13 protein-coding genes are annotated in these 16,527 nt (G+C 41.9%); 10 read left to right on the plus strand and 3 right to left on the minus strand.

The features are described from left to right. The first annotated feature begins 256 nt into the window (after positions 1–256). From HMPREF9446_RS09010 to HMPREF9446_RS09055, 10 genes are all read left to right on the plus strand, one after another. On the plus strand, positions 257–1,360 hold the full coding sequence (locus tag HMPREF9446_RS09010; RefSeq protein WP_245532261.1) for a winged helix-turn-helix domain-containing protein: 1,104 nt from the start codon (positions 257–259) through the stop codon (positions 1,358–1,360). A 120-nt stretch (positions 1,361–1,480) separates the two neighbouring features. After that, positions 1,481–1,729, plus strand: coding sequence for an NVEALA domain-containing protein (locus HMPREF9446_RS09015; RefSeq protein WP_009125295.1), 249 nt, complete (start codon positions 1,481–1,483; stop codon positions 1,727–1,729). A 4-nt stretch (positions 1,730–1,733) separates the two neighbouring features. Continuing rightward, positions 1,734–2,768, plus strand: a complete 1,035-nt coding sequence (locus tag HMPREF9446_RS09020; protein ID WP_410510779.1) for a BF3164 family lipoprotein — start codon at positions 1,734–1,736, stop codon at positions 2,766–2,768. 256 nt (positions 2,769–3,024) lie between these two features. Beyond that, the gene (locus HMPREF9446_RS09025; protein ID WP_039968879.1) at positions 3,025–3,246 is read left to right on the plus strand and encodes an NVEALA domain-containing protein; all 222 of its coding nucleotides are present in this window, start codon (positions 3,025–3,027) and stop codon (positions 3,244–3,246) included. An 84-nt stretch (positions 3,247–3,330) separates the two neighbouring features. Next, the gene (locus tag HMPREF9446_RS09030) at positions 3,331–4,473 is read left to right on the plus strand and encodes a DUF4221 family protein (RefSeq protein ID WP_009125298.1); all 1,143 of its coding nucleotides are present in this window, start codon (positions 3,331–3,333) and stop codon (positions 4,471–4,473) included. Between the two features lie 31 nt (positions 4,474–4,504). Next, the gene (locus HMPREF9446_RS09035) at positions 4,505–5,377 is read left to right on the plus strand and encodes a DUF1573 domain-containing protein (protein WP_009125299.1); all 873 of its coding nucleotides are present in this window, start codon (positions 4,505–4,507) and stop codon (positions 5,375–5,377) included. A 13-nt stretch (positions 5,378–5,390) separates the two neighbouring features. Next, positions 5,391–6,665, plus strand: coding sequence for a transglutaminase-like domain-containing protein (locus HMPREF9446_RS09040; protein ID WP_009125300.1), 1,275 nt, complete (start codon positions 5,391–5,393; stop codon positions 6,663–6,665). 38 nt (positions 6,666–6,703) lie between these two features. Next, entirely contained in the window at positions 6,704–7,579 is an 876-nt protein-coding gene (lepB, locus tag HMPREF9446_RS09045) for a signal peptidase I (protein ID WP_039968912.1), read from the plus strand. Beyond that, positions 7,561–9,264 (plus strand): O-antigen ligase family protein, encoded by a 1,704-nt coding sequence (locus tag HMPREF9446_RS09050; RefSeq protein WP_009125302.1) that lies wholly within the window; start codon positions 7,561–7,563, stop codon positions 9,262–9,264. The genes lepB and HMPREF9446_RS09050 overlap by 19 nt, the downstream gene beginning before the upstream one ends. Next, positions 9,257–9,718 carry a helix-turn-helix transcriptional regulator gene (locus tag HMPREF9446_RS09055; protein ID WP_009125303.1) on the plus strand — a complete coding sequence of 154 codons (462 nt, stop codon included), beginning with the start codon at positions 9,257–9,259 and terminating at the stop codon, positions 9,716–9,718. The genes HMPREF9446_RS09050 and HMPREF9446_RS09055 overlap by 8 nt, the downstream gene beginning before the upstream one ends. A 35-nt stretch (positions 9,719–9,753) precedes the next feature. Here HMPREF9446_RS09055 and HMPREF9446_RS09060 read toward each other — a convergent pair whose 3' ends face one another. From HMPREF9446_RS09060 to HMPREF9446_RS09070, 3 genes are read right to left on the minus strand one after another with little or no spacing between them, the layout of a single operon-like run. After that, the gene (locus HMPREF9446_RS09060) at positions 9,754–10,896 is read right to left on the minus strand and encodes a dienelactone hydrolase family protein (RefSeq protein ID WP_039968883.1); all 1,143 of its coding nucleotides are present in this window, start codon (positions 10,894–10,896) and stop codon (positions 9,754–9,756) included. Positions 10,897–10,911: 15 nt separating this feature from the next. Next, positions 10,912–13,041, minus strand: a complete 2,130-nt coding sequence (locus HMPREF9446_RS09065) for a RagB/SusD family nutrient uptake outer membrane protein (RefSeq protein WP_009125305.1) — start codon at positions 13,039–13,041, stop codon at positions 10,912–10,914. 35 nt (positions 13,042–13,076) lie between these two features. Next, complete coding sequence (locus HMPREF9446_RS09070) at positions 13,077–16,367, minus strand: SusC/RagA family TonB-linked outer membrane protein (protein ID WP_009125306.1); 3,291 nt, start codon at positions 16,365–16,367, stop codon at positions 13,077–13,079. Positions 16,368–16,527: the final 160 nt, after the last annotated feature.

Here is a 16,527-nt window from a genome sequence, read left to right on the forward strand (position 1 = left end):
TTTCAGACATTTTTAATAAATAGTGAAAATAAGGTTGTTGCTATAGGCAATCCTGTCCATAATTCTCAAACAAGATGTCTATTTAAAGATTATTCGGGATAACCAAGTCGTTTTTTTATATTTCATTGAAATCTTATTACCTTTGTTGGCTGCTACAATCATTGCATTGTTAGCATGTAATAGGTGTTTACTTTTATTTTTTTATGTCAATATAATATTTGTAATGAATAGCGGGGGGAGGAAATGGAAACAGGTCATGTGCGAGAATACAAAATTGCTGTTGGTATGTGTGGCTATAGGGCTTGTATCAGCTTGCATTACAGCCTGGTTTCTTTATCAGAACAAGACGGAGTATTGGAAAGTCCAGGCTCATAGAACTTTCCGGCAGGCTTTGGAGGATGAATTACGGAAGCGAAATGAAAAGGATATTTATTTTCATTCAGATGGCTATGTAGATGCGTCTGTAGCAGAGTCCAATGACCGGGAGAAAAGACCTATAACGGTGTCTATAGAAAGTGAACATGGCATAAAGAAGATAGTCATTCCTTATGAAAGGCACATTCATAATATAGAACGGGCTTCTTATTTGAGAGGATTACGTTCGGTTATGCTTAATAAATATCCATTGAGAGCTGATTCTTTAAATTTGGTGTGGGAGGGCTTATTGGCAAAAATGGGTTATCCCGGGAAAACGGCGGTGCGGGTCTCTGTAACAGATTGGCAGGAACATGAAACTTACACTTATTCGGATGATTCATTTTATGTGGCAAAATCGGATAGCCTTGTGTCTTATTATCTGGGATACAGATGTGAGTTTGGTGTGACCGGATATACATATTTTCCTTTGTGGAAGGTTTATTCCTTAATGGATATACTTTGGTTGTGCATTCTGGTTGTCAGTTGCTTTTGCTTGCCCTTGATTCAGAACTATGTGGTTAGGGGCTGTCACCGATTTTTCTTCAATAGGACATCAATGGTTGCAGAGAGGAAAGTTTCGGTGGTTGTTACCGACAAAAGTGGGTCGTGTATCTATCAACTGGAAGATGATTTGTTTTTTGACACAAGCTTAAGAGAACTGAAAAATACCAATGGCAGGGTGATATTGTCACCTATGTCTGCCAAATTGTTGCGAGGCTTTTTGGATGCGAAAGATTGCAGGCTGTCTAATGATGAGATAATGGAGTTGTTGTGGCCGGATGGTACAGGAACATCAGAGAAAGTACATACTAATATCAAAAGGCTGCGTGAGTATTTGTCTCAAAATACCGATTGGACGATAGAAAATGAGAGGCTTGCTTATCAGTTGAAAAAAGGCCATTTCATCGAAGAAAAGTCCGAATTGCAGGGCTTGACAGTATAGTCTGACAAAGTCTGACATTGTTAAAAAGAAGGTTCTGTCAGACTTTGTCAGACTTAAAATTTGGATAAAATTCAAGTTTCCCTCTACCTTTGTTATCATCATTACAAGAACATAATTAATATGAAAAACATGAAAAAGAAAGCTTTATTTATTGGTTTGGTTTTAGTTGCAATGGCTGCTGTTTGCTTTCAGCTTAATTCCAAGAAAGGTAATTTAGAGGGGCTGATGCTGGAGAATATAGATGCTTTGGCCTCTGGTGAATGGGGGCCAAATGCCATGTGCATTGGTACAGGTTCTGTAGACTGCCCTAAAAACCATGCAAAGGTGGAGTACGTAATAGAAGACTATCACCTTGAAGCCTTTAATTAACATATTGCTGTTGCTTACCCTGCTTGCCGCATGTGCTACTGCGACACACGAAAAGGGAATGCTCTATACCGACTTTCCGGAAACGAAAGAACTATCCGCTTCAACGCAGGTATTGTATACGGCTTTATTCCGTTATCCCTTTCGTATTCGGGTACAAGGTGATAGGGCTGTAGTTATGGATTTGCATGGACAAGAGACTTTTTTTCATCTGTTCCATTATCCTGATTTCAGTTATCTGTCTTCTTTCGGTAAGTTGGGTGATTCTCCCGAAGAGATGCTTTCAGCAGAAAATATCCGTTGGAACGGGCAATCCTTATGGACTCTTGACGCCAACAAGTCCGAATTAACCCGGTTTGGGTTTGACTCATCCGGTGATTCATTGCTTCGTCAGGAGACGGTGGGTTTGGATAAAGATATTCTTCGGGCATTGGACTTTGTAACGTACGGTGACAGTACTTTCATCATTCCTGATTATTCGGGCGACAGCCGTTTTTGTTGGGTAAACCGTGAAGGAAAGTTATTGCGCAAGATGGGCAAAATTCCTTCTTCCAATGAAGACGCATTGAAGAATGCCCGTCCCGCATTGGCGCAAGCATGGCGTAGCTTTATCGACTACAATCCGGAGAACGGAGTGCTTGCGGCAGTCACCCAGTTGGGCGAAATACTCGAAATCTATAATCTGCAGGACAGTACGCACGTGGTACGGATCGGCCCGCACGGCGAGCCGAAGTTTCAAGTTTCGCAAGGTTATGGCATCCCTACGGGTATCATGGGGTTCAGCGACGTACAGGTTACGGATAGTGCTGTTTATGCTGTCTTTCACGGACGTTCTTTTAAAGAAATCGCTCAAAATGCACGGAGAGGCATCCATGTGGATGGAGGAAAATACATTTATGTATTCAGCCTGACGGGTGAACCATTACGCAGATATGTGCTCGACCACCATGTCTGTGGCATATCCGTAAATGAACGGGAAGGAATCATTCTTGCTACGGACGTGAATAAGGATGAGCCGATAATAAAGTATAAAATGAAATAAAGGAAGAATAGGAATGGAGAGGAACGAACGGTGAACGTTTTGATGGTACAGGCGTGCCGTCCGTTCCATAACCCACCTAAAGGAGGTCTAGGCAAAGATAGGAAATAGAATTGAAATTGTAGCCTGTTTTTAACTATTTCAATAGATTGGTGAAAACAGACTCTTCAGGACGCTTCAATCCTGATAATGGGATGTGGACTTTGTGTTTGCACCTAATGAAAACCATTATTTTATTCACTTAAAAAAAAAGACTAATATGAAAAAATTAATTAAGATAGCTTTTGTCGCTGTATTTGCAGTAGTAGCGGGATATGGTGTTTATACCAACCAGAAATCAGAAACAATGTCCGATTTGATGTTGGCAAATGTAGAGGCGTTGGCGAGCGGAGAAACTTCGGATCAATGTCATACTAATGCTGATTATTCAGCAATCTGTAATTACTATGACAATGGGGCAGTCTGTCCTTGCGGATTTTAATTTATAGGTTGTAAATTATTAATACGAGAATGTTTAAAGTTATAATAAAATGAACTTTAAACATTCTCAATAACTAAGCACAAGATGAAGTATTTATTTGTATCTTTATTGTCTTGCCTTTTTTTCTCATGCGGTAATGAGAAAAAGAATACAAATTCGTATGTATATGATTTGGAGACAACGGAAAAAAACAAAACAATAGCATTGGACTCTGATGTCCGGTATAACGCATTCTATCTGTATGTGTTTAATGATGGGGGGAAGGAATATCTTGCTTTCCTTAATTATCGTACTAATCAGATCCTGTTTTATGACTTTACGAAAAGTGAATTCCTTTTTAAGCTGAATATAGAATCCGAAGGCCCCGATGGTGTGGTCCAACCTACAGGACTTTATATTAAGGATTTGGATAATATCTATGTTTCTTCTTATGCCTATGCAGGATTGATAAAGGTCGATACAACTTGCCGTGTCGTTCAAAAAATACCTTATGGGACTACAAGCGAAGGATACCAGGTGCTTCCATCTTATACCCCCTCTTCCCATCCCTATATCGCTCCGGTTCTGATTGATGATAAAATGTATATTACCCAACCTGCTGTAGAGCGTTTCCATGCTTTGGATAAAACGCCTCTTAGCGTGACTGTTGACTCTGTCTTGAAAAAGTGTGAGGGACTTCCGTTGACTTACAGCATTCTGACTAAAGAGGAACTGGAAGCCAATGACACTCGTTTTAGTCGCATATTTAACGGCAAGGAATTTATTTATTCTTTTTATGCAAGTGAGGATATAGTAGTAGCGTCAGTGGATCACTCCGATGTAAAAAGAGTGAAAGTGAAAAGCCGCTATATTGACTCTCCAACGGAAAAGCAGGAATTATCGGAAAAAGGACCGAAACTTAATCTTGAACTGGCACGCTATGGCGATTTGATATATGATTCGTATAGGGACGTGTACTATCGTTTTGCTTATCCTAAAACAGAATTGGAAGATAATATCCAATGGTGGGGAAAATCCGTTTATGGCAGGAAGAAATTTTCAGTAATCATTTTAGACAAGGATTTCCATGTTATAGGAGAGACATTGTTTCCGGAAGCCATTTACAATTCTTATGTGTTTTTTGTCCATAAGGATGGATTGTATATCAGCCGTGATTATCAGATGCTTTATGGCAATTCGGAAGATTATATGACTTTTGAGTTGTTCAATCTTACAGAGAAAAAATAGAGAAGTATTTTTTGCAATCAATTGTTTAGGTATGAAAATTTTGTTATTGTTTGCTTTTGCTGGGCTAGCCTTGTTTTCTTGTAAAAATTCTAAAATGACAGAAATGGAGGATTTGGTACAAGCATGGGATGGAAAAATGATACAATTTCCTTTAAATCCTGTTTTTACTATTTTAGATGAGGACACAATAGATTATGATATTCACGTAGGATATAAAATCTTAACTTATGTGGATTCTACAGGATGTACAAGTTGCAAGCTAAGGCTTCCTGAATGGAAAAGATTTATGTCTGTTGTAGATTCTGTAACATCTCGTTCTGTACAGTTTTTGTTCTTTCTAAATACTAAAGACAGAAGAGATATACGCCATACATTGCGCACAGACCATTTTCATCATCCTATTTGTATTGATGTAGAAGATAGTTTAAATAGGCTGAATAATTTTCCTAAAGATATGGCTTTTCAAACTTTCTTGCTTGATAAAACTAATAAAATAATAGCAATTGGTAATCCTGTATTAAATCCCAAAGTGAAAGAATTATATTTAAAGGTTCTTCAAGGAGAGGAAGTCGAATATAAGAAAAACATAAAAGTGATAAAGACTAAAGTAGGTATCGGGCAAATGGCTGTTTCTTTAGGAAGCTTCGATTGGAAAAAGGAACAAAAGGCCACTTTCATATTGAAAAACACCGGCAATCATCCGTTGGTTATCGAGCATGTGAATACTTCCTGCGGCTGCACTACCGTAGACTATCCTGAAGAGCCTGTTCGTCCTAGGGACAGTATCTCCTTGCAGGTTACCTACAAAGCCGACCACCCTGAGCATTTCAATAAAACCATCATCGTGTATTGCAACGCAGAATCTTCGCCATTGAGGTTGAAAATCAGTGGAACTGCGAAATAAAAATGAAAAATAAATGAAAGCACAGAATAATGTATATCCTTATTTCACTGTATGTGTATGTCTGGTTTTTTTCTTCTTTCCATCTTGCCGTCAGGAAACGGCGTTAGAACGGGCGTTGCGCCTTGCCGGTGACAACCGTGCTGAGTTGGAACGTGTATTGGAATATTATCGCAGTGACTCCCTAAAACTGAAGGCTGCTGAATTCCTTATACGCAACATGCCTTATCATATTGGTGTACATGAATGGATAGAAGACCCTCAGGGTCAATCTTATGAATTTGATTTAGAGATTGGTATATATGACGAAATCCTAATGTCACGGATGGATTCCTTGTCCGCATGCGGATACAAGATACGTACAGAAAAACACCGCGATATTGAGGTGGTCTCCGCCGACTATCTGATAGAAAACATAGATCTTGCTTTTGAAGTGTGGCAGAAACCCTGGTCGCGCAGCTTCTCCTTTGATGATTTTTGCCGTTATATCCTACCTTATCGGATTATGAACGAACCGCTCTGCTCCCTGCGCAGGGAAATGCAGCAACGCTATCTGCATTACCTTGATTCGGCAGGATTCACTACACCCGGTGAAGCTTGCCTTTTCTTGAACGGCATGCTGAAAAAGCGTTATACCTATGCCGGATTCTCCCCCACTTATCCTTCAATTGAGGAAATGAATAAAAACGGCAGGAGCAATTGCGAAGGACTGGCCATTTTTTACGCATTTCTTTTACGGGCGGTAGGAATCCCGACCGTTGTAGATCGTACGGTGTGGGCCAAATCGACAGATGGGCATGCCTGGTGTGCGATGTTGGATGAAAACCATATATTTCAAACTTTTAGCGGTGGAGATTCTGATTTTGAAACATTTAGAATTGTGTTCTCTAAACGCCGTAAACTCATTCCTCCCAAAGTGTACCGCAGAACATTTGACATCCAACGTCCCGATATTGTGATGGAAGATGATGGCTATCGCACATTCCTGAAAAATCCGTATTATCAGGATGTAACGGATTCGTATTACAATCCTTTCTTTGATTTGAGGGTGACCTTGCCTTTGGAAGCAGGAGAAAAGGATTCGTATATCTATCTGTGCGGTTCAGGTACGAACAATTATCAAGTATTGGCTTTGGGAGAACGCAAGGGCAGAGAGTGTATAGTGAAGAATGTCGTAGGAGACAATAACTTCATTATAGCAGAATGTAGAGACGGGGCGAATCTTAATTTTTTGACAGGAGTGCTCTATTTAGACAGTCTTGGCAACGTAACGGAGGGGATACGGGAATGACCGGACGGCTAAATAAGAATGGGAAATACTGTTTGGATATGATGCTCAAATGGTCGTGGCGTTTTCTTGTCGGTACGGCGCTTCTGTTTGTGTTTTATGTCCTTACACAGATATTTCTTTTTACATCCTTTTCCATCCCCAGTGACTCGATGTGTCCGCTCTTGCAGCCTGGAGACAATGTGCTGGTAAATAAGTGCTACGCAGGCGCACGTCTTTTCAGCTTGGAAGACGCGATAGATCATAAGCCACTGCATATAAGACGGATGCCCGGTACAAGTGATATTCTCCATAATGATGTGGTAATATTCAACTTCCCTTACCCCGAGCGTTGGGACAGCATTGGTTTTGATGTGATGCTCTATTATGCCAAACGTTGCATAGCTCTACCGGGTGATACACTGGAAATAAAGAATGGACATTATCGGGTGAGCGGCTACGGCGGCAGCCTCGGGAATATAGAATCTCAGGATGAGCTGGCACGCATAATGAGTACAGAGCAGGGGGTGCAATGGTTGATAAAGCAGAATTGCTACTATGCCTATCCTTTTGATTCTCTGTTGAACTGGAATATTAAAGAGTTAGGTCCGCTTTATATTCCCCGTGCAGGTGACCAGATACATCTGGAGCATTCTTCTGTAGTACTTTACAGGCAACTGATAGAATGGGAACAAGGGGCTAAATTAACAGAACAGAAAGGATGCTATCAATTGGGCGGGAATGAAATTACAAACTATACCTTTCAAAAGAATTACTATTTCATGGGGGGAGATAAAACGGAAAACTCCAGAGATTCCCGATATTGGGGATTGTTACCCGAAGAATATATCGTAGGCAAGGTTTGGAGAATATGGAAGTCCATAGATAAAAGTACCGGAACCACTCGTTGGGAAAGAATATGGAAAAAGATAGGATAAATAAGATAAGATGCGGAATTGCTGTTGTTCTGCAATGGACTGCCGTCGCTGTGCCGCTGTCACTTGTTTGCATTTCACATTCCACTCTTCCAATGGGTGAAACCGTAGGACAATGGGGATGGTTTGACAAGGCGGCTATTGTGGTTCCGATCGGCATTCTGTTAAGTTTGCTGGTTTCCTCAAACAAAGTTGCCTTATCTTACGTTAGTGCCATTTCATGGGTACTGATAGTCCAGGGAAGTGCGGAAGCTGTTTGGGGGTTGCGTCAACTTTATGGTTTCACATCATCCAATCATCCGCTCTATGCCTTGACAGGCTCTTTCTTCAATCCCGGTCCTTATTCGGGATATTTGGCGATGACGCTTCCCGTATGCCTGTATCAATGGCTGCTTTGCAGGCAGAAAAGGCGGACGCTTCGGCAGCCCCGACAAGACCGGTGGTCCCGGGAGGCGATTGTACGGGAGGCGGGGTATGCGGCAACAAGTTTGGCCATGCTGCTTGTCCTCTGTGTGCTTCCTGCCGGCATGAGCCGTTCGGCCTGGCTGGCTGCGGGTATCTCTTGCCTATGGGTATATGGTTGCTATGCCGGATGGGGAAATCGTATTCGCGGACAGTGGCGGCTGCATAGACGACGGACAGCGGTGATTGCCATCGGCATGTCATGCCTTTTATTACTGGCCGGCGGATTGTTGTTTGCACTGAAGCCGGATTCTGCAAGGGGGCGTCTGTTCATGTGGAAGATTACTTGCAATGCCATTGCGGGGAAGCCTTGGGAAGGACATGGCACAGGCAACTTTGCAGCAGCATACGGCGACGCGCAGGAAACCTATTTTGCTGCGGGTGACTATGAACCATGGGAAGAGCGCGTGGCGGGAAGTCCCGAGTATGCCTTTAATGAATACTTGCAGGCGGCGGTTGAACTTGGGGTTCCTTTGGCCTTATGCCTGTTGGCGGTTGTCATGGCATGCCTGCACATAGGAATCAGAAAAAGGCGGTATGGCGTTTGCGGTGCCGTCCTTTCATTGATGGTTTTCTCCTTTTCGTCTTATCCCTTGCAGCTTCCTGTGTTCATGGTAACTTTCGGGGGACTGTTGCTGGCCTGTGTTTCCGAGGGCAGCCGCAGGGAATGGCTGGCCTTGGCAGTATTGGCGGGAAGCGTCGGTGGTCTTCGTCTGGAGAATGACTTGAAAACGGAACACGCCTGCCGGGAATGGATGAATGCCAAGGTACTGTATAATGCCGGAGCCTACGAATCTGCGGAAAAGGATTACGGACGGCTTTATCCGTTGCTGAAAGACCGTGCCTCCTTCCTGTTTGAATACGGGCATGCCCTGCACAGACAGCAAAAAGCCAAGGACTCCAACCGCATCCTGAAGGAGGCTTTGCGACGGAGCAATGATCCGATGATACTGAATGTCATAGGCAAGAACTACTGGCAGGCGGGTGATTACCTGTCGGCGGAGGAGTGGTTCATCCGTTCCACTCATAGATTGCCGGGACGTATTTATCCCTATTATCTCCTTGCGAAGCTTTATGCGGAACAGGAATTCAGGCAACCGGACAAGTTCGAAGAAATGAAGCGCATAGTATTGACGAAAGAACCGAAAGTAAATTCTACAGCAGTACGGCAGATGCGGGAAGAAATAAAGAAATTGCGTAATCACAAACAAGGAAAGTATGAGTAAACCAATCATTGAAAACACAAATCCGGCTCAGAAAGAGTGGAATGCTTACTTAGTGTCCCGAAACAAGCAACTGACAAAAGAATTAAAAGAGTTCCGTACAGTTTCTACTATCACCGGTTGCTCGTCTGCACAACTTTTAGCCATGAGCCAGCTATATAGAATACAGACATCCCCTGCTTATGGCATTATCAGAGATGAGCAGGAATGGAACAATCTGTTTGCAATGATTGATGCGCTTTATGGGAATTCTCTTGCTGCTTCTCTTCAGAAATATACATTTACACTTCAAGAACTAAAGGTATGCTACCTGATACGTGCCCGAATCAAGAATAACTCAATTGCCATTCTCTTCAATATCACCACTCAATCAGTAATAAAAGCCAAACAACGGTTGAAACAGAAGTTTGGCTTAATGATTACTGATAAGTTTGATGTTTTTATACAGCAGCTATAACCGGCTACCTTCCGAGAAGGCGAGATGTTATCTCTCTATAGCCATCTATCCAAAAATTGCAGTACAGCCTCCTGGACCTTCGGACCACAATCGTGCGGCATCTCCCAGATTTCAGTTTTCAATCTATCATCTGCATTCTGACTCTTCCATACATTATGCATTATTGAAAAGGCATCATTGACACCCTCCGGTGGAAACAATTTGTCAAATCTTCCGTTCAGAAAGAACATCGGTTTGGGACAGGCTATCGAAGCAATATGCGGATAATCGAGATAACGGCGAAGCCCGGGCAATGTATTCGCAAAACCACCGTTTTCCCTACCATACTTCCAGGAGAACTGGCAATCTGTAGTCACCATCCAGCAGACAGCCGCCCCCGCCTTTATCTTATCTGAAAGGGCAGCCAACATCCAAGTGCGATATGCCCCCATAGAGAATCCCATACAGCCGATACGGTTTACATCCACTTCGGGTTGACTTGCCAGGAAATCAGTCGTATATACATCCTCATAATTCATGAAAGCACTCCAGCAACGTCCCAACATCTGAAAATGTCCGGCTATCCACATGTGTTTTTCTCCGTCTATACCCTCTTTACGTCCGCGTTCTCCCCAAAAAATGGCGTCTATAGAAATCACGACATAACCATGGGCTGCCAGATAGTCGCCTACATACTGACCACCGTAACATTGCTTTGCCCACGCATCAGCATCTTCAAGCACGGCAGATTCCACTCCAAAAGGACGTATCATCTTTTCCTTACCGATAGAATAATGCCCTCCGTGATCATGAAGGAGCACTACAGCCGGAAAAGGACCTTCCCCGTCGGGTACCAGCATATAGGCATTTACCCGCGAATATCCCGAAAGGTTGAACTGGATTTTCCGGGCGCGATAACCGTTTCGTTGTTCCTCAGCCAATACTTCTGTCTTATAGTCAGCAGTATAAGGCGGGGGAGCCAACATGGCATCCAATACTGTGGCACGCGCTTGTGTGCGCCATTCATCAAACTCTTTTATGGGACTATTCCCCCAAGCCATGGGATAAGTAAGTTCTTTTTTCAACTCATCCAGAAAAACAGGCATTTCCCGTTCCAACTCATAGCCTTTTACAGACTGGGAAAGGGCGGTCACCGAAGTGACCAGCCCTAACATACAAAGAAATATTTTTTTTAGCATTCTTTTAAGTAGCATTTATTGTTGTTTGAAACCATAACCATTAGTAATACCGGTATTCAGAAGCACTTGATAAGTATTTGGCAACAGATGAATAGGCGGATTCTTGGCGACATAATCTTCATCAGTATAACCCGCAAATAATTTAGTTGCATAAGAATCCCTATAAGCATCCATGTCTACAGCCCAATTAGTCTTTATATACCCTTCAGCCTCCAATGCTTTTGCTTCAGGACTTCCCGGAGCTATATACTTAAACAATCCTTTAATAGCAACATTTGTCAAATTCTGATCGGCATAGGCAGGAACCACACTTCCCCAATCATTATGCTGTCCACGCCATCCAGGAAAAAGAACCGGATCTTCTTTCTTATCAGCAGGTGTCTCGGTAGTCAGACGATAACCATATTCTTTCTTCGCATCTACCATTTTGGTCCAGATATAAGCGGGAAGCTGATTACCGTTCTCAAAAGTATAATAACCTTTTGTTACTACTCCATCAATAATAGCATTCATTGTCCGGCGTGTCTCTACAGCTACCTTTGGCAAGATTCCTGTACGGATAATATCAAACCGGCGTACCCCTTCACCACTAAACTCCAACGCACGTTCTTTTAACACTGCATCATATACTGAACCGCAATCTGCAATATATTTATCAAAATTAGGATCCACTCCTCCAGGAAAAGCACGGTTGTGCACAGTAGCCAGATGAGGCTTAGCTTTACCATCCTGTCCTAATGCAGCGTATATCTCGGCCAACATCAGATAAATATCTGATATACGCATATAAGAAACGTTAATGGCAGAGTTTCCGTAAGTCTTCGTATCCGGATTCTCTATACGGTTCCAATCCCATTTATTAGTACCCGGACCGCAACCCTTGCCCCATGCACTACGATCAAAAGACTGTATCTGTTCTTGTCCACCACCGGTACTTCCTGTTACAGAAACCGATGCATCACGACGCAAGTCATTATTGTCAAACCAGCCATAATAGAAATGCACTTGAATACGATCTTGCCCACAAGCTACACAAGGAGCCTGTCCATTTCCTCCTGTCGAAGGACGGCCTATATAAGCAGGACGTTGTGAACCACCGTTATATTCAAAAGGAATTTCATAAATGGATTCGTCAGCCAAAGCAATACTATTATTAGCATGCATCTGATGAAAAATATATTGGTAAGGATTGCCATATTCTTCACCATTTGCTCCCTTAGTGCGTGGGTCTGTAAAACGTAACCCCACTGAACCTGAATTATATAAACACGCTTCAAGATATTCTACAGCTATCTGAAAAACTTCTTTCCAATCGCTGCGACGGCCATAAATAGCATTATTCTTCTCCACGCTCCAATCATCAAAGGAAAGTTTGTTGCCGTCACCATCCACGTAGAAATCAGCCCCTAAATCTGTGCGACGAGTAGCATATCCTCCATTATAAAGACAAAGACGCCCAATGAGTCCTTGTACATATGTACGGTTCATTACATCAGCACGAGTAGTGCCTTCACCAGGACGGAACATGTGTGGCTCTACCTCCATAAGTTTACGAATATGATAATCATAAATAGCATAACGGGAATTAAGTCCCTGTGCGGCCTCACCTGCATTCAAGACATGAGGCACATCACCGTACCAACGGCACAACTCCCAATAGCAAGTAGCACGCAAAGCTACTGCCTGACCATAAATATCCGAAAGATTATTAGGTTCTCCTGTCATCAGTTCCTGAAAATTAGGAAGCTTCTCAAAACTGTTAATTAAGGAATTGGCCACAGCAATCGTTTCATAAACCTTACTGAACACTTCGGTCCCTTCACCAGTATTAATATTGTAATTACTAGTACCTGATGGATAAAACCACTTCTCCTGTATGCCTGCACTACCTTCATTATAAATATCTTGAGAATCTTCTATATCTGATCCCCATACCGGATGCCAGAAGAAACCTACAGAATGTAAACTTCCGTTAGCACGTAGCGTTTCATATCCATAGTATAGAGCACCACGAGCAGACTCTTCACTTGAAAAGACAAAGTCACGATCTGTTACACTAGAGGAAGATGTATCCAAAAAATCTTGACAACCAGCCAAAGTAAAAGCCATAACGGATGCAAGAGTTATATTTAATACCTTATTCATATCTTATTTATTATTTGTTAAACATCAAGTTCCAATTAAAAAGTAATATTAGCTCCTAAAGTGAAGGAACGCGCACGTGGATAAGCACCAAAGTCCATATTCAATGTCGGAAAGATACGTAATCCACTAGTGAATCCAGTACTACCAGTAGGATTGGAGTTTACTTCAGGATCAATGCCAGAATAACCAGTTATGGTAAAGAGGTTGGTTGCTGTCAAATAGAACCGTACTCTTTCAATATTTGCTCTGGATGTCAACTTCTTAGGTATAGTATATCCTAAAGTCAGCGTTTGTAAACGAAGATAGGAACCATCTTCTAACCATTCGGAAGAAGTAATGCCACTCTGGTGATAAGGAAGATGGTATTTAGCATGAGCATTCAAAGTACTCAGTTCTGTAGGATCAGTAACTGCGTAAAGATTCCCGGAAGCATCTACATTGTATACTTTGAAAGCATCTGCCACCCAAGCCGAACGTTGTGCACCGATACCATCAAATTCCTGACCTGAAGCATTAATCATCGAATTTACATTATATACCTTTCCACCGGCTGTCCAATTGAAGTTTGCAGAAAGGTCAAAATCCTTATATCCAAAGTTAAACTGGAAACCACCTGTATGGCGGGGCATTACTTCACCCAAGCATGTAGCATCATCCAAATCAACCGTACCACTTTCATCTACATCACGGAACTTAGGCGCACCAGGAAAGGCAGTCTGGCCTTCAGGCAAATCAAATGGATGCATATAAGTGGCAGTAAGAGCCTTAGTCAAATCAGGAATACCTTTCTTCAGAATATATTTTCCATCTTGATAATCAAAATCGTTCACACCATAATGACCTTCGCTAATAAATCCCCGCACCAAACCAATAGCTCGCCCTTCTTGAAGCATATAGTCCATAGAAGGAACTAGGGCCGAAGATGCCCAATACGAAGAATAGAGATATTGCTCTGCATTAGCAAGTTGATCCAGTTTATTACGATTGTAGTTGTAAACTGCTCCTATACTAAAACGAAAATCACCTTTATTAATGACATCTACATTCAACGAAAGTTCAACACCGCGGTTGGAAGTTTTTCCAAAATTTTGGAATTGATGGGAATAGCCAGTAGTGTTGTCTACGGGTACAGCCATCAACAAGTCTTTCGTTGTATTCCAATAAACCTCTACACTACCATTAAAACGATTATCAAATACACCAAAATCAATACCTAGATTACGGGAGATAGTCGTTTCCCATTTCAGTTTATTGTTTGCAAGCAAACCATCAGGGCGATAAAAGGAACCTGTTATACCGTTAATAGGAGTATGATTATTGCCAGAACCTTGGCTAGACCATGTTTCGCGCCAAAGATTAGAACTGATATTATCACTACCAGAGGTACCATAAGATAAACGCAATTTCAAATTAGAAAGCCAATCTTTAGTATTTTCCATGAATGGTTCCTCGGATACCCGCCAAGCAAAAGCTCCCGCTGGAAAATATCCCCAACGATGATCAGGTGAGAACTTGGACGAGCCATCGGAACGGAATGTTCCTGTAAATAGATATCGATCCATCAATGTATAGTTTAACCGCCCAAAGAAAGAAACTGTACGATTAGGCACACCGATTGAATTGGACATGGAGCTTGTAGTAGTAGCCGTATGAATCATTCCCATTGTGCGGTCATAGTCGAATGTATCAGGATAACCACGGCCGGACAAAGAAGAAGATTCCGAATCAGATGTCAAGATTTCATTACCCAACAGTACATTGAATGAGTGATGCTTTCCCAAATCAAACAAATAATTTACAGTAGTTACCGAACGGACACCGTCACTCATACCTCGTGAAAGCGTAGCACGTTTATCACCATTGGTATACCCATTCTCATAGTAAGAATTTTTGGAAGTTCCACGAGTTAAAGAAATCTCAGAACGAGCAGTCATCCCTTTTATAATCTCCCAAGACAATGCAGCTGAGCCTCTCAATGAACGACTGTACGACTCATTCTTAATATCGTTTATCAACTCTACTGGATTGTGTTTATCGTCAATATTAGCAACACCAAAGCTAAATCCCGAAGCAACTTCTGAATAGGAAACACCGCCCAACGGATTATCTATCGGACGATAACGATAAGCTCCAGATACATTGGAACCTTTACCATTTGTTACCCCTTCATTACCATTCAGATTTGATTCTGTATAACGAACATCTAAATCCAAATCAAGTCTCTTCGTTATTTTCTGCTTAAGTTTAAATGAAGCATTCATACGGTGGTAATCAGAATTTATCTTAATACCTTCATCATTAATATATCCTAAAGTAAATACGACTCTTGTCTTGTCCGTACCACCTGAAATATTTAAATTATGGTTATGGGCCAATGCAGTACGCAAAATATCGTCTGTGTAATCGTGCGCCGCAATGTTTCCATATTCTGCATAATGATTACCATATTTACTTCCTAACCCAAAATATTTCTCAACTGCATCTTTATTAGCTGTTCCTCGAGAAGCGGCATAACTCCAGTTATGAAGAATATACTCTTGAGCAGAAAGGGTTTCAAGAGTCTTTGATACATGTTTTGCTTGAACATAGCCATCGTATGACACTTTGATTTTACCTTCCTTGGCTCCCTTTGTTGTAACCAGAATTACACCATTTGCACCACGTGCGCCATAAATAGCAGTGGAAGACGCATCTTTCAATACATCAATCGACTCAATCTCAGATGCCGGTATATCGCTAATATTGCCCACAGGAAAACCATCAACTACATAAAGTGGATCATTAGACTGAGTAATAGAACCTCCTCCACGAACACGCACTGTAACTGAAGCTCCCGGACGTCCATCTTGGGACACCACATTTACACCTGGCAAACGCCCTTGCAAAGCCTGCGCAACATTCGATACGGGATTAGCTGCCACTTCATCTCCTTTTACTGAAGCGATAGCACCGGTCAAGTCACGGCGCTTTACAGTACCATAACCAATAACCACTACTTCATCCAATGCCTGTGCATCTTCTTTCAAAATTACATTGACAACAGGTTGTTGTTCCACAGGAACTTCCTGTGTAACATATCCTATATAAGAGAACACAAGGGTAGATTTTCCCTCAGGCACCGATAGTGAATACTTACCGTCCAAGTCTGTAATTGCACCAACGGAAGTATTCCCCTTTACAACCACATTCACACCAATCAAAGGTTCTTGCTTGTTGTCAGTCACCGTTCCGGTAATAGTCTTGTTCTGTGCAAAGGCACATTGCACCACCAGCATGGCAAGAACAAAACATAAACTTCTGACATTGAAATTCAAAATGCTTTTCATATCACTACATTTGGTTAATAAATAAAGATTCAAAGTTTCTCAATGCAAGGATTCATGGTCCGACCTCGCACTGCAAAGGAGGGAAATATATTATTTCTTGAGGTGAAAAATATGCTCAAATAAGTGCAAAAATAGATTTACCCCATCCAGAAAGTACTCT

The sequence above is a fragment of the Bacteroides fluxus YIT 12057 genome, from assembly GCF_000195635.1.
In the GTDB taxonomy this organism is placed as follows: Bacteria; Bacteroidota; Bacteroidia; order Bacteroidales; family Bacteroidaceae; genus Bacteroides; species Bacteroides fluxus.

Coding starts and splice junctions, on each gene's coding strand:
- HMPREF9446_RS09010 (WP_245532261.1), top strand. CDS start 257: ATGTGCGAGAATACAAAATTGCTGTTGGTATGTGTGGCTATAGGGCTT.
- HMPREF9446_RS09015 (WP_009125295.1), top strand. CDS start 1,481: ATGAAAAACATGAAAAAGAAAGCTTTATTTATTGGTTTGGTTTTAGTT.
- HMPREF9446_RS09025 (WP_039968879.1), top strand. CDS start 3,025: ATGAAAAAATTAATTAAGATAGCTTTTGTCGCTGTATTTGCAGTAGTA.
- HMPREF9446_RS09030 (WP_009125298.1), top strand. CDS start 3,331: ATGAAGTATTTATTTGTATCTTTATTGTCTTGCCTTTTTTTCTCATGC.
- HMPREF9446_RS09035 (WP_009125299.1), top strand. CDS start 4,505: ATGAAAATTTTGTTATTGTTTGCTTTTGCTGGGCTAGCCTTGTTTTCT.
- HMPREF9446_RS09040 (WP_009125300.1), top strand. CDS start 5,391: ATGAAAGCACAGAATAATGTATATCCTTATTTCACTGTATGTGTATGT.
- lepB (WP_039968912.1), top strand. CDS start 6,704: ATGATGCTCAAATGGTCGTGGCGTTTTCTTGTCGGTACGGCGCTTCTG.
- HMPREF9446_RS09050 (WP_009125302.1), top strand. CDS start 7,561: ATGGAAAAAGATAGGATAAATAAGATAAGATGCGGAATTGCTGTTGTT.
- HMPREF9446_RS09055 (WP_009125303.1), top strand. CDS start 9,257: ATGAGTAAACCAATCATTGAAAACACAAATCCGGCTCAGAAAGAGTGG.
- HMPREF9446_RS09060 (WP_039968883.1), bottom strand. CDS start 10,896: ATGCTAAAAAAAATATTTCTTTGTATGTTAGGGCTGGTCACTTCGGTG.
- HMPREF9446_RS09065 (WP_009125305.1), bottom strand. CDS start 13,041: ATGAATAAGGTATTAAATATAACTCTTGCATCCGTTATGGCTTTTACT.
- HMPREF9446_RS09070 (WP_009125306.1), bottom strand. CDS start 16,367: ATGAAAAGCATTTTGAATTTCAATGTCAGAAGTTTATGTTTTGTTCTT.